The sequence below is a fragment of the Streptomyces sp. NPDC025618 genome, from assembly GCF_055558795.1.
The window spans coordinates 1-21,094 of sequence record NZ_JBVHLW010000062.1; the positions used below are offsets into that span (position 1 = coordinate 1).

The window sequence follows — 21,094 nt, forward strand, 5'->3', positions numbered from 1 at the left end:
GGTGGGGCGGTGTGGGGGTTGTCGTGGGGGCGGTTGTGGAATTATGGGTTGTTGGTGGCGTATTACCCGATGGCGGCGTTGACGTGGGTGTTGGGTGGGGTGTCGTGTGTGTTGTTTTTGGTGTTGGGGGCTGCGGGGCTGGGGGTGTCGTGGCCGGTGTGGTTGATGTTGTATGGGGATGCGTTGGTGTTGCAGGTGGTGTTGTATGTGGTGAATCGTCGTCATAATGTGTCGCCGCATGAGCCGGTGGGGTCGTCGGGGGTGGCGGGGATGGTGATGTCGGCGGTGGCGGCTCCGTTGTATGCGCGGGCGTTGGGGCAGGCGTTGTTGCGGCGGCGGTCGGGTTTTGTGGTGACGCCGAAGGGGGGTGCGGTGTCGGGGGATTGTGTGGGGACGTTCCGGACGCATGTGGGGTGGGCGGTGGTGTTCGGGGGGTGTTTGGTGGGGTCGGTGGTGTGGGGTCATGATTTTGTGGTGATGCGGGTGTGGGCGTTGTTGGCGTTGGTGACGGCGTTGGGTCCGTTGTGTTTTTGGTGGGTGGGGTGCCGTCGTGAGGGTGGTGGGGGTGGTGGGGTGTCGGTGGTGGCGCCGGGTGGGTCGGAGTCTGCGGGTGTCACGGGCCGGGTCGGAGAACGCAGCCCCGCATAAGGCGGGCCTTTTCCGCCCCTCTTACGCGTTTCCGGCCAGCATGCGCTCCGCGGCCCTGGGGTCCCTTTCCCACTCGGCCCGCAGTTGCCGGGCAAACGCGTCGGGAAAGATGTCCTCGTCGCCGGATGCGAGGGCGTCGAGCGTCGCCCGTGCCACTTCTTCCGCTGTCGCCGCCGGGATTTCGCCGAGCGCGGGGTCGTGGTCGATGACGTCGTCCAGCATGTCGGTGCCGACCGGGCCCGGGAAGACGCCGTGCACGGTGATGGACCGTGGTGCCAGGTCCAGCCGGATCGCCTGGGTCAGGGAATTCAGGGCGGCTTTCGACGGCGGGTAGCCGCCCAGCGAGGGTGTCCCGCCGAAGGCCCCGACGCTGATGACGTTGACGATCGCCCCGCCCTCACGGCCTTCGAGGACCGGCAGAAAGGCCCGGATCATCCGGAGCGTGCCCAGGTAGTTGGTGCGTATCACGCGGTCGACGTCGTCGAGGTCCATGTCGAGCAGATGGCCGGCCCCGAGCTGACCGGCATTGTTGACGAGCAGGGTGACATCGGTCGCGGCGCGCGCCGCGGCGGCGATCGTGCCGGGCTCGGTGAGGTCCACCCGGAGCGGCACCACCCGGCCGTCGCCGTGACCCGTCGCCGGATCCGAGGACAAGGCTGCCGGATTCCGCGCGGCGGCGTAGACGCGCTCCGCGCCACGCGCGAGGAATTCCGCCACAAGGGCCTTTCCGATACCACGGTTGGCGCCGGTGACGAGCACGGTCGCGCCCTCGATCCGTACCATGGCCGGTCCTCTCTTCCCGAGTCTTCGCGATTTTCCCGATGCTTCCCGAGCCCTTGCCGGAAGCCGGCCTCTGCCGCCGGGATCCGTGTCCTTCAGCCATCCCTACCCGGATCCGTACGGGGTGCGGAGCGGGAGCGGAGAGCGGACGCTGGACGCGGGACCACCGAGCGGGGTCGCCAGGAGGAGGGCTCGTATGGCCACCGACGTTTCGCCCGCGCCGATGAGCGTGCTGGTCCTCGGCGCCTCCCTGCGGGGCGGCTCGCTCAACGCCCGGCTGGCCGCGCTGGTGGCCCGGCTGGTCGAGGAGGCCGGTGCCACCGCGGATCTCGCCCATATGGGGGAGTTCGCCATGCCGGTCTACGACGGCGACACCGAGACCGCCGAGGGGCTGCCGCCCGGCGCGCTGGCGCTCAGCGAGCGGCTGTCGCGCAGCGACGCCGTGGTGATCGCGTCCCCGGAGTACAACGCCTCGGTCCCCGGCGGGATCAAGAACGCCATCGACTGGGTGTCCCGGTTCCGGCCGCAGCCGTTCAAGGACAAGCACGCGCTGCTGGTCTCGGCCTCGCCGTCCCTCATCGGCGGAAACCGCGGCCTGTGGGCCCTGCGGGTGCCGCTCGAACACCTGGGCACCCGCGTCTACCCCGACATGTTCAGCCTCGCCCGCGCGCACGAGGGCTTCACCGACAGAGGGGACCTCGCGGACACCGGCCTCCATGAGCGGCTGGTCGAGGCGGTCGCCGCGTTCCTCCAGCTGGTGGAGGCGGACACCCGCTACGTATGCCTGCGGCGCCGCTGGTACGAGTTCCTCGGCGACCGCACCGACGCCGAGGTCACCCAGCGCGCCCAGGACTGACCGCCTACGCGGCCCCGTTCCCGAGGACGTCGGCGAGGTCGAAGCGGACCGTTTCCTCCAGTTGGGCGTACGTGCACTGTCCGGGTTCGCGGTCGGGGCGCCAGCGGCGGAACTGGGTGGTGTGGCGGAAGCGGTCGCCCTGGAGGTGGTCGTAGGCGACCTCGCAGACCCGCTCGGGGCGCAGGGGGAGCCAGGAGAGGTCCTTGGTCCCCGTCCACCGCGACGGGCCGCCCGGCAGTCTGCCCGTGGCCTGCGCCCGCGGGTCCGTCCACTGCTGCCAGGGGTGGCCTTCGGCGGACTCCATGCGCAGCGGCGCGAGTTCGGCCATCAGCTCCTGGCGGCGGCGCATGGGGAAGGAGGCGCACACGCCGACGTGCTGGAGCCGGCCTGTCGCGTCGTACAGCCCCAGCAGCAGGGAGCCGACGACGGGGCCGCTCTTGTGCAGCCGCAGGCCCGCGACCACGCAGTCGGCGGTCCGCTCGTGCTTGACCTTGATCATGACGCGTTCGCCCGGCCGGTAGGGGAGGTCCGGCGACTTGGCGATGACACCGTCCAGGCCGGCCCCCTCGAACTGCTCGAACCACGCCTGGGCCGTGGCCCGGTCGTGGGTCACCGGAGTGAGGTGCAGTGGTGGTGCGGTGTCGCGGAGCGCGTTCTCCAGTGCCTCGCGGCGGGCGTGCTGCGGGGTGTCGAGCAGCGAGTCGTCGCCGAGGGCGAGCAGGTCGAACGCGACGAAGCTCGCCGGGGTGACCTCGGCCAGACGGGTGACGCGGGAAGCCGCCGGGTGGATGCGTTCGAGCAGGGCGTCGAAGTCCAGGCGGCCGTCCCGGGCGATGACGATCTCGCCGTCCACGACGCAGCGCGGCGGCAGCCCGTCGAGCAGGGCGCGGACGAGCTCGGGGAAGTAGCGGGTCAGCGGCTTGGTGGTGCGGCTGCCCAGTTCGATGGAGTCGCCGTCGCGGAAGACGACGGCCCGGAAGCCGTCCCATTTCGCCTCGTACTGCATGCCGGGCGGAATGGCCGGTGCCGTCTTGGCCAGCATCGGCCGCAGCGGCGGCATGACGGGGAGTTCCATGAGCGCGATTGTGCGGGCGCGTGGATCTCCGCGCCTGTCGGCCTCCCGCGCCCGGCGCCTTGTGGCGGGCCGCCGGGGGCGCGCTTAGCGTGAGGGCATGGGCGAGGCAATGGAACTCACCATCGGTGAACGGGTCGTGCGGATCTCCCACCCGGACAAGGTGTATTTCCCCGAGCGCGGCTTCACCAAATACGACGTGGTCCGCTATTACCTCGCCGTCGGGGACGGGATCGTCCGCGCGCTGCGGGACCGGCCGACGACGCTGGAGCGCTATCCCGACGGGGTCGGCGGTGAGTCGTTCTTCCAGAAGCGCGCGCCCCGCAACCTCCCCGACTGGATCCCCACCGGCCGGATCGCCTTCCCCAGCGGCCGCTACGCCGACGAGCTGTGCCCCCGCGAGGTCGCGGCCGTGGTGTGGGCGGCGAACCTCGGGTGCCTCACCTTCCACCCCTGGCCTGTGCGGCGCGACGACACCGAGCACCCCGACGAGCTGCGCATCGACCTGGACCCGCAGCCCGGCACCTCGTACGCCGACGCTGTGCGGGCCGCCCTGGAGCTGCGCGGCGTGCTGGCGGACCTGGGGCTCACCGGCTGGCCGAAGACCTCCGGCGGGCGCGGCCTGCACGTCTTCGTGCCGATCCTGCCCCGGTGGACGTTCGTCCAGGTGCGGCGCGCGGCCATCGCCGTGGCCCGCGAGCTGGAGCGGCGGATGCCGGGGAGCGTCACCACGAAGTGGTGGAAGGAGGAGCGCGGGGAGAAGGTGTTCGTCGACTACAACCAGACCGCGCGCGACCGCACCATCGCCAGCGCCTACTCCGTACGCCCCCGCCCGCACGCCCCGGTGTCCGCGCCCCTGGCGTGGGACGAGGTGCCGAGCGCGGTTCCGGAGGACTTCGACCTCGGCAGCATGCCGGAACGCTACGCGCGCGTGGGCGACGTGCACGCGGGCATGGAGGAGAAGCCCTGCGGCCTGGAGGCGGCCCTGGAGCTCGCGGACCGCGACGAGCGCGAGCACGGGCTGGGCGACCTGCCCTATCCGCCCGAGCACCCCAAGATGAAGGGCGAGCCCAAGCGGGTCCAGCCCAGCCGCGCCCGCAAGAAGGCCCCGCCGGACACGTCCGGCGACTGACCGGCCGTCACCCGGCCGGGGCCGGGGCGGAGGGTCCCGGTCCGGCGGTCATCAGGTCTGGATGGGTATGTCTCTGTTTATTCCGGTTTACCCCTGGTTGAGGGGTGGGAAATTGGGCAGTGCGTTATCCACTCCGGACAACAGGGAGCTGTTTATGACCCAGACACTCGTGGCCCGTGGCGTGGCATTCTCGGTGGCCGTGCTGGCCGGGGGAATGCTGGCAGCCACGCCCGTACACGCGTCGGCACCGGTACCGGTACCGGGAAAGCCCTTCGGCACGATCAGCAGCACGACCGGCCTCAACGAGCGTGCCTACCCCAGCATCGACGCCCCGGTGCGGGCCACGCTCGCCCGCGGTACCAAGGCCGCGCTGCGCTGCAAGGTCCGCGCGCAGGACGTCAGCGGCAACAACGTGTGGTACCAGCTGAAGGACCGGCCGACCTGGGTGAGCGCGGTGTACGTCACCAGCACCGGCAACGTCCCGCTCTGCCGGGAGGTCGCCCACACCGCGATGGACGACAGCCCGACCGTCCGGGCCGCGATGGGCTGACGCGCGGAACGGCCGGGGCGGCGGCGCGAGGCGCCGCCGCCCCTTCCTGACTGCGGTCACCGCGCCCGGATCGCACCGATTCCGGTAGCAGGGGCCGGATTTCGGCGCGCCCCGGGCGCGGTGGCCGTGGGGCATCCCGCCCCCGATGAGGGCCATGGCCTCTACAGTTGCTGTTGCCTCCCCGTACCGCCCGGGGTGGCGGGGGTGCGGCTGGGGAGAGCGGTCAGGCCGGAGGGATGTGGGCTGTGAATCACCCGAGTCGGGGTTGTGTGCTGTTGCTGGACGGCACGCCTGACCGGCGTCGTGGTGCGGTGCCGAATCCCACGTTGCACGCGGTGGTGGGGGCGGATCCGCGGGGGCTCGTGTCCGCGGAGGCGGTCGATGTCGTCCAACTGCCCGGCGCCGCGGGCCAGCAGAACGTACTGGCCTATCTCCAGCACGCCGCCGCGGGCCCCGGACCGCTCCTGGTCTGGGTGACCGGACGGCTGATGGCCTCCTCCTCGCGCCGCCGCGGTGGCGGCGAGGTGCACCTCGCCCTGTCGGGCAGCACGCCGGGCAGCGTCCGCTATACGGGACTGCCCTGGGCATGGCTAACCCGCACGCTCGGCGCGCACCAGGGCCCGGTGCTGCTGGTGGCCGATGTCGAGGCCGACGCCGCCGCCTGGCCGAAGGTCGCCGACGCCGCGGAGAGCGGGCAACTGTCCGAGGGCATCGCGCTGTTCGGTGTCGTCACTCCCGCCCCGCCCGCGCCCGCCCAGGAGGCCGGCCCCTACACCCGCGCCTTCCTAGGCGTGCTGCGCGCGGGCAGCCCGGGCGCGGGGCCCGCTGTGGACGCCGAGGCGGTGCACCGGTGGGCGCTCACCGAGTCGGGGCTGGAAGGCCGGGCGCTGGCCCTGGCTCACGGCGTGTCAGGACCGGTCCTGAACAACACGGCCCACCAGGCGCGTTCGGCCCCCGCGCCCGAGCGGGCGCCGGTCCGCGACGCCGTACCGGCACCTGCCCTCGCACCCCTGACGCCCGTGCCCGTCACCGTACGGGCACCCGCCGACGCCGTGCCCGTGCCCGTGGCGGCGGCGCCCGCGAAGGACGACCCGCTGGCCGGGATCCTCGCCGCCGCCCGTGCCGGGCGCCACAACGAGGCGGCCGCGATGGCCGCCGCGTGGGAGCAGCAGACACTGCGCCGGCACGGTCCGCACAGCCCGGAAGCGGGGCTCTGGACCGAAGTGCGGGCCGATCTGGCCAGGTTGGCGGGTGATCACGGGCGGGCGGCGGAGCTGTGGATGTCGGCCGCGCGCGCCCGGCTGGAGCGCGGCGGGACCGGCGACGCCGAGGCGGTCGCCGCGGTGAAGCGGGCCCATTACTGCTGGCAGCACAGCGGGGAGCAGGCGCCCGGCCTGGCCGCCGGGCTGCTCGCCCTGTGGGAGCGGGTGCCCGGTGGCGAGGGTGCCGCCGATCATGTCCGTACGCATCTGCGCACCCTCCAGGACGTGCCGCCGGCCGCCGCCCGTTGAGGCACCGGGCCGCCGGGCCGGGTGGGCGGGAAGAGTGGCGGGTGGTGGCCTGGACCCGGCGGGCCGGGTGGGACACACTTCAGCCCATGCAGTGGACTGACATCGATCGGATCGCGGCGGGCCTCGCCGAGCAGCACCCCGGTGCGGAGCCCCTGAAGGTCGACTTCCTGGATCTGCGCGACCGGGTGGCCGGGCTGAGCGGCTTCAGCGGCGACCCCACCCGGGTGAATCTGCGCATCCTCGAATCCATCCAGCTGGCCTGGCTCGACCGGATGGGCATGGGCTGACGCTCGCGCCCGACCGCCCTGGCCGGGCCGCGTTTTGGCGATCGGCGGGCTGCCGTGGATCATGCTCCTCATGCACAGCGACCTCTTCGCCCCCGAGAACATGGTTCAGCCCGCCGCCGCGCCGGGCATGACCCTGCAGAACCCCAAGTCCATCAAGTACGTCGTCCAGGGCGAGTGCTACGCGCGCCAGGGCGCGATGGTCGCCTTCCGCGGCAACCTCCAGTTCGAGAAGCTCGGTCAGGGCGTGGGGAATTTCCTCAAGCGCGCCGTGACCGGCGAGGGCCTCGCGCTGATGACCGTCAAGGGCCAGGGCGACGTCTGGTTCGCGCACGAGGCGGCCAACTGTTTCATCGCGGACATCGCGCCGGGGCAGAGCCTCACCATCAACGGGCGCAACGTCCTCTGCTTCGACCCCACCCTCTCCTACGAGATCAAGGTCGTGAAGGGCGCGGGCATGACCGGCGGCGGCATCTTCAACTCCGTCTTCACCGGCCACGGCAAGCTCGGCGTCATCTGCGAGGGCCACCCCATCGTCATCCCGGTCACCCCCGGCGCCCCGGTCTTCGTCGACACCGACGCCGTCGTCGGCTGGACCACCGACCTGCACACCTCCCTCCACCGCTCGCAGAGCCTCGGCTCCATGCTGCGCGGCGGATCCGGTGAGGCGGTGCAGCTGAAGCTGGAGGGGCAGGGGCACGTCATCGTGCGGCCCAGCGAGGCCAAGCCGGAGCGCACCGGCTGACGCCGGCCGGGTGCCGGGCCCCAGGGGGCGGCCTCGTCGCTGTTCCGTCGGGTCCAGCTGTACGGGGCCGCCGCTCCTGGGCGGGCTTTCAGGTGAGCAGGGCCCTGAGGAGGTCGCTGACCAGGATCGTCAGTCCGCCGACCACGGGGTTGAGGGCGTGGACGAGGCCGCCGACGAGATTGGTCGCCACGGACAGCAGGCCACCGCCGCCGAAGTGCCCGTTCATGTTGCGGGTGTCCGGGGCGGCGGACATGTCGTTCCTGGCGAGCTGCGCCGTCGCCCCGACGGCCTCGGTCGTCGCCCCCGTGATGGCGTTGACGTCGGGTGCCGCGGCCGTCGACTGCTGCTGGAGAGCGGCCCGGGCGGTGGTGAGCTTGGTGAGGTTCTCCTTGACGGCGGCGCAGTTGCGGACGTCCTTCTGCGGCGTCGGCTGCGCCGCGTCACAGTTCTGCGCGGCCGTCGTGCTCGCCGCGGTGATGGCGTTGTTGTCGATGGTCTTCATCGCGTCGGCGGCGGCCCGCCGCAGCGCGTCGGGTGCCGGCGCGGCGAGTCCGGCCGGTGCCGCCGGTGCGACAGGTCTGGTGACCGCGGTCTTGGTGATGTGCGGGGGAGCCGCGGGTGCGGGCGTCGCCAGAGAGGTCGTCATCACGAGCGCGACGGTGCCGCACGCTGCCGTGACGAGGGCGAGGCCGGTGGTGCGAGGAGCGGGCATGAACGTACTCCTTGGAGCGGAGGGATCTTCACGATCACCTTGCGGCCACCCCCAGGACCCCGCAATCGGACAGCGGCCAAGGGGGTGCCCCAAGGCCGCTCCGGCCGCCGTCTTTCCCTCCGTCAGAAACCCCGCGACACCTCCATCGCCCCTGGGAACAGCGCACTTTGACGAGGTGCCAGCGGTCCTCCCGGAACCTGATGGTCCGTCCGGTAGGAGGGTGACACCCTGTCGGCCGATCAGCCGAAAGCCCGTCAGGGGAGCGGGTCAGTGGGCCGTGGCGTAGACCCTGGCCGCGAACTCCGCGATCTGCTCGTCGCTGAGGTTCTTCGCGAGGTTCGCCTCCGTGATCATGCCGACCAGACGGTGGTCGCCGCGGACGTCGATGACCGGGAGCCGCTTGATCTGGTGGCGCTCCATGATCTCCAGCGCCTCGGTGGCGTCCGCCTCGGCATCGATCCAGTGCAGCTGCGAGCCCAGCTCGCGGGCCTTCATGCCCGCCGGGTCGTGGCCCTCGGCGACGCACTTCACGACGATGTCGCGATCGGTGATCAGGCCCTTGAGACGGTTGTCGGAACCGCAGATGGGCAGGCAGCCGACCGCCAGGTCACGCATCATCTCCGCCGCGTCGGCCAGCGACTGCTGCTCGTCGACACACTGCACACCCGCGGACATGATCTCGCGGGCCTTGAGCTGCTTTCTCGTAGCCATGATCGCTCCTGACTTGCGCGCACGACGATGGGGTGCGTCGGGCTCCGGCCGTCCGTCCCTTGGGCCCCGGACCGCGGACCGGCCCGGCGGCGGGCCCTTCGCTCCCTCCATCGCAACACGGATGGCCCAACGCCGCCACGCCGGTCCTCAGGGCGTGCCGTAGCCCGGCAGGTGCCGCTCCATGAGCTCGACCTTGCCGTCGAGCGGACGCTCCATCCCCGGCCACAGGTCGGCCTGGAGGACGAGCTGCACCCGTGGCGCCCTGGCGGCGACGGCCTCCGTGGCGCGCTTGACGACGTCCATCACCTCGTCCCACTCGCCCTCGATCGTGGTGTGCATGGCGTCGGAGCGGGTCGGCAGCCCTGACTCGCGGATGATCCGCACGGCGTCCGCGATGTGTTCCGGGAAGGACTCCCCGACGCCCAGCGGCGTCAGCGTGAAGGAGATGAGCACGGTGCTTTTTCCTTTGACGAGAAGTGATGAGAGGTGGTGAGAGGTGTGCGGGCCGGGTCAGACCGGGTCGCCGAGCGAAGCGCGGTAGGCGTGGACGGCCGGCGAGCGGTATGCCGACGCGACCTTCAGCAGGCTGCCGATCTCGTCGGCGAGGTCCTGCGCCCCCGGCCCCGCCAGATTGGCCGTCTGGGCCTGCGGGTCCTGCCCGGAGCGCTTGGCGTGCAGGGCCGCGGCCAGCCAGCACGCCGTCACATGCGCGTCGACCAGGGGTTCGGGCACGCCCTGGCCCGTGACGTGCGTGCGGACGACGCCGAGGGTCGAGGGGGTCACGTAGTTCCGCAGCACGATCATCGCGTCCCTGATCTCGATCACCCTGCGGTAGAGCAGCAGCTGGAGCGGCACGGCCGCGGCGCCCAGCCGGTTGCCCGGGCGCAGCACCACGTCCGGCGTGGTCGCCGTCAGGTCCTGCCACAGCCGGTCCAGTCCGCGGTACGACCTGCGGTCCCGCCAGTGGTCCCGGACCAGGGCCAGCACGGGCAGCGCCGCCCCGAGCGCCATGAACGCCGCCTCCACGCCGGTGACCGGCGAGAACAGCGGGGCGAAGACCGTGGACCGCGTCTGGAGATAGAACAGCTTCAGCACCCACAGCAAGGACGCCAGCAGGATGCCCGTGCCGAACAGCCGCAGGCCCAGGCGCAGCAGCCGTGGCGTGCCCGGTCTGCGGCCGTAGCTCCAGCAGACGATGCCGCACGTGGTGTCGGCGGTCAGGTGGAAGGCGAAGAACACCCACCAATAGGCGTCCGGCACGCTCGCGATGTCCCGGGACGGCGCGATCTGGTTGCGCGCGTGCGGGGGGCCGCAGAGGTCCAGCAGCACCAGCGCCACCATCACCGCGAGCGCGGCCCCGAACACCGGGGCCGTACGGCGCCGCCGCCCCGCCGCGCCGAAGATGAACCACAGCACCGCCGCCGCGTCGACGATGCTGAACAGGTGCGTGGACAGGTCGATCCAGTGCGCGTCCGCGATCACCCGCGCCAGCATGTCGGTGACCGGCTCCAGATGCATCGACATCGCCAGCGCGATCATCACGAGCGCGAACCACAGCGGCCGCTGCTCGCGGTGCCGGATGCCCTGCGGGGCCCGGACGACGGCCACCGTCCACAGGGCGGCGATGCCGGCGTTCTCCACCCAGGGCTGGTCTAACGAGTGGAACACGACGCCCCCGCACGGTGGCCGGTCCGCAGGCCCATGGCCGATTCCAGCCCGCCCAGCATCCCGGACAGCAGCGTCGGCGCGGGGACCCGCCCGGCGGCCTCCAGGATGAGCGTGGCGATCATCTCCGCCTCCTGCTCCTGCTCGTCGCCGTAGCGGATGCGGGCCAGCACCTGCCGCACGGACCGCGGGTCGCTGATGTCGAGATGGCGGTAGAGCTCCTGGTCGGCCACCGCGGAGCGGTGGTTGCAGACCAGGTGCCCGATCTCGTGCACGATGATGTGCTCCTGGTGCAGGGGGCTGGTCTGCGCGTCGTAGAGCACGAAGTCCTCCGTGTCCACCGACAGCAGCATGCCCGACGGGGTGCCGGGAACCGTCGGAGTGGGCAGCGCCAGCAGCCGCAGCGGCCGGTCGCGCTCGACCGCGAGCCGGGCGCACAACTCCTGGGCGGAGAACGGGTCGGGGATCGGAATGCCGCCGATGACCTGCTGACATCGACGGCGCAGACGCCTCCAGTGCATCTCGGTCGGCTCTCCAGGAAGGGTCGGGACGGGGGGACAGAGAACCCGGTATCCGCGGCGCGTCACGGTGTCACCGTGAGACCGCGACGGCCGGGGAAGCACGCGATGCGGCTCCCTCGCTGTCCCTTCCCCCGGACAGTTCCTGGCAGCATCACGAGCCCCTTCGCACTTGCCCCCCGGCCGGTGTGATCGTAGATCGTCACTGGGTCTCCTGCCAGGTTTTGACACATAGTTGACCGTCACGGTCCGTACGGCCAGGCCAACTTCCCGTCATATCGGCCGTATTCCCGCGCCGCGCGTGAGGCAGGCTCAGCCGAGGGTGCTGCGGCGGCCGAAACGGCTGCTGCGCAGGCGGCGCTTGAGGCTGTCGAGGACGGGGTGGCGCTCCCGCTGCTCCTGCGAACGGTGGTCGAGTTCCTCCACCAGGCGCTGTGTGCGCTTCTCCACGTCGAGCTCGTCCAGGATCCGGTCGATCTCGGTCAGCAGGGCTCCGTGCAGCTGCCACTGGCGCGGATGCTCCAGCACCTTGTCGAGCAGCAGGTCGGCCGCCCGGTCGCGGGCCGCGCGCCCGGCGGCCAGTGCCTCGCCCAGCCGGACCTCGGCGTCCTCCGCGTTCGTGGTCACGTGCGTGGTGATGACGACCGCGAAGCTCTGCACCGCGAGGGCGAGCCGGTCGAAGACCTCTTCCAGGGCCTCGGCCACGTCCTCCGTGAACAGCGGCTCGTCGGTGCGCTCCTTGGCCAGGTCGGTCAGCGTCCGGGCGGCGACCCGCAGGACCACCGCCGAGATCTCCAGCGCGTCGAGACCCGTGCGCAGCACCACCCGGAACAACAGGCCCTCCCGGACCCGGGGATTGAGCCGCAGGCTGTCCTCCGCCTGCCGCAGCGCGGCGTCGACCTCGACGATGTCGTGGTCGAGCTTCCGCGCCTCGTGCAGCCGGGCCGCCGCCTCGGCGACGGTGGTGTGGCCGCTGATCTCCTGCCCGATGTCCTGGAGCAGCCGGCGCATCCGGCCCGCCAGGTCCTCGATGGCCTCCCCGGCGGGCTGCACCCACACCGGCGGCACGAAGAGGACGTTGAACAGCAGGCCCACGACCGCGCCGATCAGCGTCTCCAGCACCCGGTCCCAGGAGGTCTCCGCGACCCGGGTGACCCCCAGGACGAGCATCGCGCTGATCGCCACCTCGGGGACGAACTCGCCCACCTTCACGAACCGGCCGATGACCAGCGACGCCAGGATGATCAGCCCGAGGCTCCACCACGTCAGCCCCACCAGCACGCTGAAGCCGATGGCGATGAGCACGCCCGCCACCACCGAGTTCACCCTGCGGATGCCGGTGGTCAGGGTGGCGTAGAGGGTCACCTGCACGACCAGCAGCGCGGTGAGCGGCGCGGTCAGCGGCGCCGGTTCCCGGCTGAGCCACAGGGCCACCACATAGGAGATGACCGCGGCCAGTGTGGAGCGCACCGTCTGCACGACCGCCGGTTCCCGGCCGCGCCGCACCAGTGTTGTCAGGGGGTCGGAGAGCGCAGGCACCTTGTGCCCCTTCCCGCTCACCACCCCCTCGGACACCCGATCGGCCGTGGTGCCACCCGGGCGGTCGCCCCTGGCGGGGCCGGTTCCCGTACGCGATAGCGTCCAGGGGGCGCCCAGGGATCCGGCCGTCGATGTAAGATACGAACTGGCCGGTTTTATTTTCGTGCGATACAGGAGGTGCCCTCGTGGCGAAACAGGCACGGGCGATCCAGACCCGCCGCACGATCCTGGAAGCGGCCGGTGCCGTCTTCGACGAGTTCGGGTACGAGTCCGCGACGATCGCCGAGATCCTCTCGCGGGCGGGTGTGACCAAGGGCGCGCTGTATTTCCACTTCGCCTCCAAGGAGGAGCTGGCGCGCGGGGTCCTCGAGGCGGCGATCACCACCGAAGGCGTCATACCGCAGGAGTCCAAGGTCCAGGAGTGGGTGGACGTGGGTATGGTGCTCGCCCACCGGCTGCCGAAGGAGCCCTTGCTCAGCGCCCCGATCCGGCTGTCCGCCGACCGCAGGGCGCGGGAGCTGTTCGGCACGTCGTGGGCGGGGTGGATCGACTATCTCGCGGAGATGCTGACCGCGGCGAAGGAGCAGGGCGAGCTGCTGCCGCACGTCGACCCGCGGCAGATCTCGGTGCTCTTCGTGAGCGCGTGGACCGGCGTGGAGATCGTCGCCACGGCGGCGGCCGGCGACGGCGAGGCGCTGGAGAACCGCATCGCGATGCTCTACGACTGCTTCCTGCCGAGCATCGCCGTGCCCGGTGTCCTGGGCCGGCTGGACACCGCGCCGGACCGCGGCGGCCGGATCTGGGAGGCGCACAAGGAGCGGGCGCGCGCGGCCGCGGAAGAGGACGGGCAGGCCCTCCAGGGCTGACCCCCACCTGACTTGGCCGGGCCGCGCGGGGGGCGGCCCGGCCATTCGCATGTCTGCCACCCGTCCATGCCCGGCTGAGATCAGGCAAGAAAACCAGCTGGTTGGTTTTGTGTTCGGCTGTTGACTTCTCCGCCGCCCCGTGGGACTCATGACGCGTACACGTCACTCCGCTTTTCGTGTCCGCCCGGCCCCACCCCGGGCAGGAAGGAAGCACACGATGCGTACGACGAAGAGACCCTCCACCCGCCCCCGCACTCTCGCCGGCGTGGCCATGGCCGCCGTCCTCGCGGGCGCCGGCGTCGGGCTCGCCGCACCGCCTGCCCTGGCCGACACCGTCGCCGTCCAGTACACCTGCACCGGACCCGGCGCCCCCGGCGGCGTGCAGTCCCTGAACATCGCTGTGACGGCTCCGGCCAGTGTCGAGCAGGGCGGCACCGCGGATGTCACCGTCGATGTGATCACGACGCTCACCGCGCCCGTCGACATCCCGGCCGGGAGCGTGAGCGGTGAGCTGAACCTCGACCTCGGCGGCGCGGCGACAGGCAGTGTCACCGCCACCGGCTTCACCAACTCCGACGCCATCCCGAGCGGCACCCCGGTCACGGTGACCGGCGGCAAGGCGTCGGCCCGGCTCGACAACGCAGGCACCACGACCTTCTCGCCCGGCGGCGCCACCGTGCACGTCTTCGGTGTCACCGTCGCCTGCTCGATATCGGGCACCGCCCCGGTCGCCGCCACCACGCAGGTGGGAGGCGCCTGACCGGCGGACGGCGCGGCCGGGCCCCGCGTCAGACGCGGGTGAGCGCGGCCGCGCCGAAGGAGACGTCGAAGCGGTCGCACCAGATGCTGACGCTCGTGAACCGGCCGAGGTCCAGGCCGGCGGGCAGGGCGTAGTTCTGGTCGCCCTTGTTGCCCTTGAGGGAGCCGAGGCTCCGGTGGGCACCGTCGTCGAAGACGTACCAGCCGGCCCGGCCCTCCTTCACCGGGGCGTCGGTGATCAGGACGCGCAGGTCCGGGCCGTTGCTGGTGTCGAGGTTCTCCAGGCGCAAGGTGCGCGTGCCGTCGGGCAGTTCGAGGATCCGCACCGTACCGCTCGTGCTGTGCTCATGGCTGATCAGCTCGCCCACGGCCAGGGTCCTGGGGCCGCGCCCCGGCGCCTCCGCCGCCGCGGGCACGGTCTCCCGCACGGTGGTGTCCACCCACAGCTTCCACGGCTGGAACCAGGCCACCCCCGCGCCGACCGCCACCAGCCCGGCCACCAGCAGCCCCACCACGACCGGCCTGCCGAGCATCCGTCGTACGCGTCCCATCTCGTCCTCCTGAAAGCCATGTGCTGTCAGTGGTTCCAACGGGCCGCGGTGGCGCCCGCGCTCCGGGACGGCGATGACGAAAGTCTTACGCACCCTCCCGGCACGCGGCGGGAGCGGCCCGCGGGCCGGGGACGCCCGCGCCCTCCGGGACGAACTCCACCGCCGCCACCCGCTGCCGCGAGGTCCGGTCGAGCAGGACGACCGAGGCCGCCTCCGGGACGGCGCCCGCCCCGCCGGGGCCGGAGAGCGCCCGCAGGAGCACGGCGAGCCGCCGGTCGTGCCGGGCGAAGACCCGGCCCGGAGCCCACCGGCCCCGGGCGTCCTGGCCCGCCAGGGCCTCGGCCGCGCCGACGTCCAGCAGCACCAGGTGCAGCTCGCGCCCCCGCCGCCCGGCGGTCCGGGCCAGCCACCGCCGCAGCCACGGGCGGCTGCCGCAGTCGTGCACCAGCACCGGGCCACCCGAGCGCACGGCCGCGCGCAGCCACCGGACGTGCTCCAGCCGCGCCCACGGCCGGTAGACCGCGTACGGCAGCCGCGCGGGCATCACCGCCTCGCACGCCTCGTGGACGTCACGCGGATCCACCGCGGTGACGGCCCTGCCCCAGCGGCGCAACAGGGTGCTCTTGCCGCTGCCGGGCAGGCCCGAGACGACGACCACGGCACCGGGCGGATAGGACAGCAGGGCGGGAGCGCCGTCCGCGCCCCGGAAGTCCACCAGGCCACGCGGCCGCAGCCGCCCCGCCGGTGCCCCGGTGGCTATGCCTGACCCGCTCGTATCGCTCACTACCGCCCCCTGCCCGCATCGATGCCCACGTCCGCCGGGCACGGCCCAAGCTACGGCAAGTCGCTGTCGCCCCCGAGGCCGGCGACGACCCGGCGCGGCACGCCGACGGCGGCCGCGTACCCCTGCCCTGCGCGAGCGCCAGCCCGCTCCGCCCTCGGCGGTGAGCGGCAGGGACGGGAAACAGCTGACGCGCTTCCCGTGTTACTCCCGTGACGGCCGGAGCCCCGCGGCATCCGCCGGCCGACCCGTAGCGCGACACGGAAGGTGCGTCACATGAAGATCGGCATCATCGGAGCGGGCAACATCGGCGGCAACCTCGCGCGGCTGCTCACCGCCGCCGGCCACGACGTGGCGATCGCGAACTCCCGCGGTCCGCAGACCCTCGGCGCACTGGCCGAGGAGACCGGGGCCACGCCCGTCACCGTCGAGCAGGCCCCGCGTGGCGCGCGCGTCGTCATCGTCACCGTGCCGCTGAAGAACGTCCCCGGCCTGCCCGCCGGGCTGTTCGCCGACGCGCCGGACGACCTGGTCGTCATCGACACCGGCAACTACTACCCCCAGCAGCGTGACGGCCGCATCGCCGAGATCGAGGACGGGCTGCTGGAGAGCCGCTGGACCGAGCGCCACCTCGGCCGGCCCGTCGTCAAGGTCTTCAACGGCACGTACGCCCAGGACCTGCTCGACCGCCCCCGGCCCGCGGGCGACCCCGACCGGATCGCCCTCCCCGTGGCCGGCGACGACCCGGAGGCCAAGCGGATCGTCCGCGAACTCGTGGACGGCATCGGCTTCGACACGGTCGACACGGGCGGCCTGGACGACTCCTGGCGCCAGCAGCCGGGGAAGCCGGTCTACGGGGTGGCGGCCGGCGCGGAGACGGTCCGCGAGCTGCTGGCGGAGGCGACGCCGGAGCGCACCGCGGAGTGGCGCGCCTGACGGCACCGGGGGCGCCCGCGCGGACCGCGGTCCCCGGGCCGCGGCCCGCGCCCGGGATGACCAAGGTCACGATCTTCGGTGGGAACCTGTGGCGGGGGCAGACGCTCCAGTAGGACGGAACAGACCATCATGTCCTTCGGGGCAACAGCATCATCCGGAGCGACGCGATGACGCACTCACCTTCCGGGGCGTACCAGTCCCGGGGCCACCGCCGTGCATCCCGCGCCAAACGATGGACCATCGTTGTGGCGTCCATAGCCGTACTCGGACTGCTCACGGGGGGCGTGCTCGACTATCTCAAGATCGGGCCGTTCTCCGACAAGGGCGAGAAGGTCAGCTTCGGCCAGCAGGCCCCCGCGGGCAACGGCGGGCAGGCCGGCGGGAACAACGGCGCGCAGCCCGTGGCCGACTCCAAGGTCCTGATGCCGACCGGACCCCAGGCCGAGTTCAAGAACGTCAACACCCTGGGCGACGGCACGCACATCGCCGTGACCACCCTGGAGGGCAAGAAGTCCGGTTTCACGGGCAAGGTCTGGGTCTGGGCCCCGAAGGAGTACGGAGAGGCCAAGTTCGCCAACAGCGGCTTCCCCGTGCTCATCGCCCTGCCCGGCGGCCCCGGCTTCCCGGACAACTACTGGATGGGCACCAACCTCAAGCTCCAGTCGTCCATCTCCAAGTGGTACGCCGAGGGCAAGAGCAAGCCCTTCCTGCTGGCCATGCCGGTGCTGAACCCGAAGAACAACGGGACGTACTGGGACGGCAGCGACATCCCGGGCCAGCCCAAGATGGGCACCTGGCTCACCGACGACGTCCCGGACCTGATGAAGCAGAACTTCCGGACCATCAAGTCGCGTGACGGCTGGGCCTTCATGGGCTCCTCCTCCGGCGGCTTCGCGGGCATGAAGGCCGTCCTGAAGCACCCCGACCGCTTCAAGGCGGCCATCGCCTCCGGCCCGGACATCGTCCCGGACTCCCCGCTGTGGAAGGGCCACAAGAAGGAGATGGACGAGAACAACCCCGAGCTGCTGGCCAAGGACCTGATCGCCAAGGGCGGTCCGGAGGTCTACATCGCGTTCCAGTACGGCACCCGGGAGGACCCCATCACGATCAACGGGGTCAAGAAGTTCGTCGCCACCTACGGCAAGGGCCCGGTCCACACCAACGTGAAGGTGATCGAGGGCGGCAAGCACGACGCCTACACCTACGTCCCGAGCATGGGCCAGGGGCCCATCCAGTGGATCAGCGAGCAGCTGTCGGACCCGCTCCCGGCCTCCTGACGCGCCGCCCCACCCGAAGCCGCGAGACCGCCCCCGGTCTCGCGGCTTTCTCGTCCGCCGGGGCACGGACCACGCCCGTTTACCCTGTGACCAGGGATTTCTTGAGGGGGACAGGGGCTTTGGGCATGGGTGGGGAAGAACCCGCGGATCCGTTGCGATTCACCGTCCTCGGGCCGGTACGGGCCTGGCGGGGCATCACGGAGCTGCCGTTGGGGGCGCGCCAGCAGCGCTGCTTCCTCGCCGTGCTGCTCCTGCGCGCCGGCACCACCGTCCCGGCGGAGGAACTCGTCGACGCCCTCTGGGGGGAGCGGCCGCCCCTCGCGGCCCTGGGCACCGTGCGCACCTACGCCTACCGGCTGCGCAGGATCCTGGGGTACGGCACGATCGGCCCCGACACGGGCGGCTACCGCGTCGATGCCGCCCCCGGATCCGTCGACGCCGCGGAATGCGAACGCCTGGCGGCCGAAGCCGCCCGCCACCGCGCCGCCGGCCGGCCGGAAGCGGCCCTGACGGCGCTGCGGCAGGCCCTCTCGCTGTGGCACGGCGAGGCGCTGCCCGGACTCCCCGGCCCGTACGCCGAACGGCAGCGCGCCCGTTGGGCCGAGCGCCGCCTCGAACTCCTCGAAGCCCGCCTGGAGACCGAGCTGGAGCTCGGCCGCCACGACCGGATCACCGGGGAGCTCGCCGAGCTGGCCGACGCGCACCCGATGCGCGAGCGCGTCTCCCACCTGCGGATGCTCGCCCTCTACCGTGCCGGACGCCAGGCCGAGGCCCTGGACGCGTACGCCGCCGCGCGCCGCACCCTGATCACCGAGCTCGGCGTCGAACCCGGCCCGGAGCTGCGGGAACTGCACGGCCGGATCCTCGCCGCCGACCCCGCCCTCGCGCCGTCCCCCGGTCCCCTCCGCACCACCGCGAACGCGTCCGAGGCGCCCGCGGCCGCGCCGCCCGCCACCCTTTCGCCGGAGCCCTTCGCCCTGCCGCCCACATCCCTGCCCGCCCCCAGGCAACTCCCCGCCAAATCGGCGGACTTCTGCGGACGGCAGGCCGAGAAGGCCGCGCTGCGCCGGGCCCTGCTCGCCCCCGGGACGCCCGTCGCCGTCGTCTGCGGCCTCGGCGGCGTCGGCAAGACCGAACTCGCCGTCCACCTCGCCCACTCCCTGGCCGCGCACTTCCCCGACGGCCAGCTCTACGCCGACCTGCACGGCGAGGACGGCCGGCCCACGCCGCCCGAGGAGATCCTCGGCTCCTTCCTCGGCGCGTTCGGCATCCGCCGGGACGCGCTGCCCGCCGGGCTCACCGAGCGGTCCGTCCTCCTGCGCTCCGTGCTCGCCGGACGCCGCGTCCTCCTCGTCCTCGACAACGCGCGGGACGCCCGGCAGGTGCGTCCCCTGCTGCCGGGCGGGCCCGGCTGCGCCGTGCTGGTCACCAGCCGCGCCCGGCTCACCTCCCTGACCACGGCCCACCCCGCCGAACTGGGCGTCCTCGGCCCCGAGGAGGCGCTCCAGCTGCTCACCGCCATCGTCGGCGAGGACCGCGTGCGCGCCGACGAGCCCGCGGCCCGGGAACTGCTGGCCGCCTGCGGCCACCTGCCCCTGGCCGTCCGGATCACCGCCGCCAGGCTCGTCCACCGCCCGTTCTGGACCCTCGCCGGCATCCTCCCCAAGTTCGCCGACGGCCGGCGCCGCCTCGACTTCCTGCGCACCGGCGACCTCGCGGTGGAGACCGTCTTCCGCTCCGGCTACGACCGGTTGGAGCCGGCGCAGGCGCGCGCCTTCCGGCTGCTCGCCGTCCCGGACACCCCCGACTTGCCGCTCGACGCCGTCGCCGCCCTGCTCGGACTGCCCCGCGACGCGGCGGAGGAACTCGCCGAGTCCCTCGCCGACGCCTCGATGCTGGAGACCCCCGCCCCCGGGCGCTACCGCTACCACGGCCTCCTGCGCGACTTCGCCCGTGCCCTCGGCGCGCCGGCCGACGCACGGGGAGAGTCTGCCGGTCAGGGCGCGGGCGGCTACGGACGGGTGTGACCGAGGGTCATGCGCAGGAAGCGGGGCCGGTAGATGTCCGCGTGGTGGATGACGTCGTCCGGGTCGAGGCTGTTGACGTTGTAGGAGACGACGAGCTCGTCGCGGCGCTCGAGCTCCGGGTGTTCGTGCGGGTTGTAGGCGAAGACGTTCCGGTTGCGGTAGGTGCCGCCCGGCCCGGCCTCCGGGGCGGTGAAGACCGTACGGGGCCGGGTGAACGGCCCGTCGGGCGTGCGCGACCAGGCGAGCTGCACCTCCGCGCTGAAGGGCAGGTCCACGCGCTGGGTGCACAGGACGTACCAGGCGCCGTGCCGCACGACGCTCAGCTCGTCCGAGGTGCGCAGCGCGGCACCGTCGGGCCCGGACAGCCGGGCGGAGCGGTGCTCGTCGGAGGACCAGCCGCCGCGGCCGGCCCAGAACTGCCAGGGCGCGCGCAGGTCGGAGCCGGTGACGCGGGCCAGGTGGAGGTGGTTGCCCAGGCCGGGGACCTGCTCGGTGCCGTAGATGTAGGTGTGCCCGCCCTCCCGGGACAGCCACGCGCCCCACGAGACACCGGCCGACGACGGCAGCGGGGTCAGCGGCCGGGGCCCGGGTCCGCCGCCGGGGCCGAACCGGCCCAGCGCGTTGCCCCGCCAGGCCATGTCCAGGGGGCCGGGCCCGGTGCGCGCGTAGTGCGCGTAGACGACCTGGACACCGCCGCTGCCGGGGATTCCGGCCCGCGCCCAGTACCAGTCGTCGGGCCCCGAGCCGGACACGAGGGACGTGGGCCCGCTGGCCGCGTCCCGCCCGGTGACGGTGTGCGGGCCGGTGCTGTTCCAGAGGACGAAGCTGTTGTGCACGAAGGGTGTGGAGCCGGGCCCGGTGACGGGGGAGCGCGAGCCGTCGGGGCGTACGGTGCCGAGGAAGGTGTCGGAGAAGACCCACAGTTCGCCCTTGGGCGCGGGCACGGAATATGTGCTGTCGCCGCCGGTCCAGTGCCCCGGCGAGCGGTCCCGCTCGGCATACCGGGTGAACGCCCGCTCGAGCGCCGCGTCCGCCCGCACCCGGGTGACCTGCGGCGGGTGCGCCGCGGGTGGCAGCAGGGCGCAGGTGGCGACGAGGGCGCAGAGCACCATGGCGGGGGAGCGCAGCCGGGCCGCGCGGCGGGGAGATCGCATGGCACCAGCCTCGACGAGCG

General features: G+C 72.6%; 22 protein-coding genes and 1 pseudogene. 12 read left to right on the plus strand and 11 right to left on the minus strand.

Annotation, left to right across the window (positions count from 1 at the left end):
• A pseudogene (locus tag ACZ4A5_RS29700) lies at positions 1-648 on the plus strand (glycosyl transferase); the annotation flags it as partial.
• A gap of 21 nt (positions 649-669) precedes the next feature.
• Here ACZ4A5_RS29700 and ACZ4A5_RS29705 read toward each other — a convergent pair.
• Entirely contained in the window at positions 670-1,407 is a 738-nt protein-coding gene (locus ACZ4A5_RS29705; protein ID WP_467590924.1) for an SDR family NAD(P)-dependent oxidoreductase, read from the minus strand.
• A gap of 217 nt (positions 1,408-1,624) precedes the next feature.
• Between ACZ4A5_RS29705 and ACZ4A5_RS29710 the strand changes: the two genes are divergently transcribed.
• On the plus strand, positions 1,625-2,284 hold the full coding sequence (locus tag ACZ4A5_RS29710) for an NADPH-dependent FMN reductase (RefSeq protein WP_467590926.1): 660 nt from the start codon (positions 1,625-1,627) through the stop codon (positions 2,282-2,284).
• Between the two features lie 4 nt (positions 2,285-2,288).
• On the opposite strand, the gene ACZ4A5_RS29715 is transcribed toward ACZ4A5_RS29710, so the two are convergent.
• On the minus strand, positions 2,289-3,359 hold the full coding sequence (locus tag ACZ4A5_RS29715; RefSeq protein ID WP_467590928.1) for an ATP-dependent DNA ligase: 1,071 nt from the start codon (positions 3,357-3,359) through the stop codon (positions 2,289-2,291).
• 97 nt (positions 3,360-3,456) lie between these two features.
• Here ACZ4A5_RS29715 and ligD point away from each other — a divergent pair, with 97 nt between their 5' ends.
• From ligD to ACZ4A5_RS29740, 5 genes are all read left to right on the plus strand, one after another.
• The gene (gene ligD, locus ACZ4A5_RS29720; RefSeq protein ID WP_467590931.1) at positions 3,457-4,488 is read left to right on the plus strand and encodes a non-homologous end-joining DNA ligase; all 1,032 of its coding nucleotides are present in this window, start codon (positions 3,457-3,459) and stop codon (positions 4,486-4,488) included.
• A gap of 154 nt (positions 4,489-4,642) precedes the next feature.
• Positions 4,643-5,038: an SH3 domain-containing protein gene (locus ACZ4A5_RS29725; RefSeq protein WP_398872102.1), complete on the plus strand. Its 396-nt coding sequence runs from the start codon at positions 4,643-4,645 to the stop codon at positions 5,036-5,038.
• A 311-nt stretch (positions 5,039-5,349) separates the two neighbouring features.
• Positions 5,350-6,549: a hypothetical protein gene (locus ACZ4A5_RS29730; RefSeq protein WP_467590934.1), complete on the plus strand. Its 1,200-nt coding sequence runs from the start codon at positions 5,350-5,352 to the stop codon at positions 6,547-6,549.
• 86 nt (positions 6,550-6,635) lie between these two features.
• Complete coding sequence (gene iscX, locus ACZ4A5_RS29735) at positions 6,636-6,836, plus strand: Fe-S cluster assembly protein IscX (RefSeq protein ID WP_467590936.1); 201 nt, start codon at positions 6,636-6,638, stop codon at positions 6,834-6,836.
• A gap of 70 nt (positions 6,837-6,906) precedes the next feature.
• Entirely contained in the window at positions 6,907-7,578 is a 672-nt protein-coding gene (locus ACZ4A5_RS29740; protein ID WP_467590939.1) for an AIM24 family protein, read from the plus strand.
• Between the two features lie 88 nt (positions 7,579-7,666).
• Here the strand turns inward: ACZ4A5_RS29740 and ACZ4A5_RS29745 are convergent, their stop codons facing one another.
• The 6 genes from ACZ4A5_RS29745 to ACZ4A5_RS29770 all read right to left on the minus strand — a co-directional run bounded on the left by ACZ4A5_RS29745 (position 7,667) and on the right by ACZ4A5_RS29770 (position 12,723).
• Positions 7,667-8,290 carry a hypothetical protein gene (locus ACZ4A5_RS29745; protein WP_467590942.1) on the minus strand — a complete coding sequence of 208 codons (624 nt, stop codon included), beginning with the start codon at positions 8,288-8,290 and terminating at the stop codon, positions 7,667-7,669.
• A gap of 267 nt (positions 8,291-8,557) precedes the next feature.
• A complete protein-coding gene (locus ACZ4A5_RS29750; RefSeq protein ID WP_467590944.1) occupies positions 8,558-9,001 on the minus strand; it encodes a CBS domain-containing protein in 444 nt (147 codons plus the stop codon).
• A 147-nt stretch (positions 9,002-9,148) separates the two neighbouring features.
• Positions 9,149-9,454: an MTH1187 family thiamine-binding protein gene (locus ACZ4A5_RS29755; protein ID WP_467590947.1), complete on the minus strand. Its 306-nt coding sequence runs from the start codon at positions 9,452-9,454 to the stop codon at positions 9,149-9,151.
• Positions 9,455-9,511: 57 nt separating this feature from the next.
• Complete coding sequence (locus ACZ4A5_RS29760) at positions 9,512-10,669, minus strand: MAB_1171c family putative transporter (protein WP_467590949.1); 1,158 nt, start codon at positions 10,667-10,669, stop codon at positions 9,512-9,514.
• Positions 10,654-11,187 carry a M48 family metalloprotease gene (locus ACZ4A5_RS29765; protein WP_467590952.1) on the minus strand — a complete coding sequence of 178 codons (534 nt, stop codon included), beginning with the start codon at positions 11,185-11,187 and terminating at the stop codon, positions 10,654-10,656. The genes ACZ4A5_RS29760 and ACZ4A5_RS29765 overlap by 16 nt, the downstream gene beginning before the upstream one ends.
• Positions 11,188-11,496: 309 nt before the next feature.
• Entirely contained in the window at positions 11,497-12,723 is a 1,227-nt protein-coding gene (locus ACZ4A5_RS29770; RefSeq protein WP_467590955.1) for an FUSC family protein, read from the minus strand.
• Positions 12,724-12,908: 185 nt separating this feature from the next.
• On the opposite strand from ACZ4A5_RS29770, the gene ACZ4A5_RS29775 reads away from it, so the two are divergent.
• Entirely contained in the window at positions 12,909-13,589 is a 681-nt protein-coding gene (locus ACZ4A5_RS29775) for a ScbR family autoregulator-binding transcription factor (RefSeq protein WP_467590958.1), read from the plus strand.
• A 217-nt stretch (positions 13,590-13,806) separates the two neighbouring features.
• Positions 13,807-14,349: a hypothetical protein gene (locus tag ACZ4A5_RS29780; RefSeq protein WP_467590960.1), complete on the plus strand. Its 543-nt coding sequence runs from the start codon at positions 13,807-13,809 to the stop codon at positions 14,347-14,349.
• Between the two features lie 28 nt (positions 14,350-14,377).
• Here the strand turns inward: ACZ4A5_RS29780 and ACZ4A5_RS29785 are convergent, their stop codons facing one another.
• Together ACZ4A5_RS29785 and ACZ4A5_RS29790 are read right to left on the minus strand one after the other, a co-directional pair.
• Positions 14,378-14,899, minus strand: coding sequence for a DM13 domain-containing protein (locus ACZ4A5_RS29785; RefSeq protein ID WP_467590963.1), 522 nt, complete (start codon positions 14,897-14,899; stop codon positions 14,378-14,380).
• Positions 14,900-14,984: 85 nt separating this feature from the next.
• Positions 14,985-15,683 (minus strand): AAA family ATPase, encoded by a 699-nt coding sequence (locus ACZ4A5_RS29790; RefSeq protein WP_467590965.1) that lies wholly within the window; start codon positions 15,681-15,683, stop codon positions 14,985-14,987.
• A gap of 231 nt (positions 15,684-15,914) precedes the next feature.
• On the opposite strand from ACZ4A5_RS29790, the gene ACZ4A5_RS29795 reads away from it, so the two are divergent.
• The 3 genes from ACZ4A5_RS29795 (at position 15,915) to ACZ4A5_RS29805 (ending at position 19,920) form a co-directional block, all read left to right on the plus strand.
• A complete protein-coding gene (locus ACZ4A5_RS29795) occupies positions 15,915-16,616 on the plus strand; it encodes an NADPH-dependent F420 reductase (protein ID WP_467590994.1) in 702 nt (233 codons plus the stop codon).
• 254 nt (positions 16,617-16,870) lie between these two features.
• The gene (locus ACZ4A5_RS29800; RefSeq protein WP_467590996.1) at positions 16,871-17,893 is read left to right on the plus strand and encodes an alpha/beta hydrolase; all 1,023 of its coding nucleotides are present in this window, start codon (positions 16,871-16,873) and stop codon (positions 17,891-17,893) included.
• A 125-nt stretch (positions 17,894-18,018) separates the two neighbouring features.
• Positions 18,019-19,920 (plus strand): AfsR/SARP family transcriptional regulator, encoded by a 1,902-nt coding sequence (locus ACZ4A5_RS29805; RefSeq protein ID WP_467590968.1) that lies wholly within the window; start codon positions 18,019-18,021, stop codon positions 19,918-19,920.
• Here the strand turns inward: ACZ4A5_RS29805 and ACZ4A5_RS29810 are convergent.
• Positions 19,905-21,074 carry a hypothetical protein gene (locus ACZ4A5_RS29810; RefSeq protein WP_467590971.1) on the minus strand — a complete coding sequence of 390 codons (1,170 nt, stop codon included), beginning with the start codon at positions 21,072-21,074 and terminating at the stop codon, positions 19,905-19,907. The two genes, ACZ4A5_RS29805 and ACZ4A5_RS29810, sit on opposite strands and share 16 nt — an antisense overlap.
• Between the last annotated feature and the right edge of the window lie 20 nt (positions 21,075-21,094).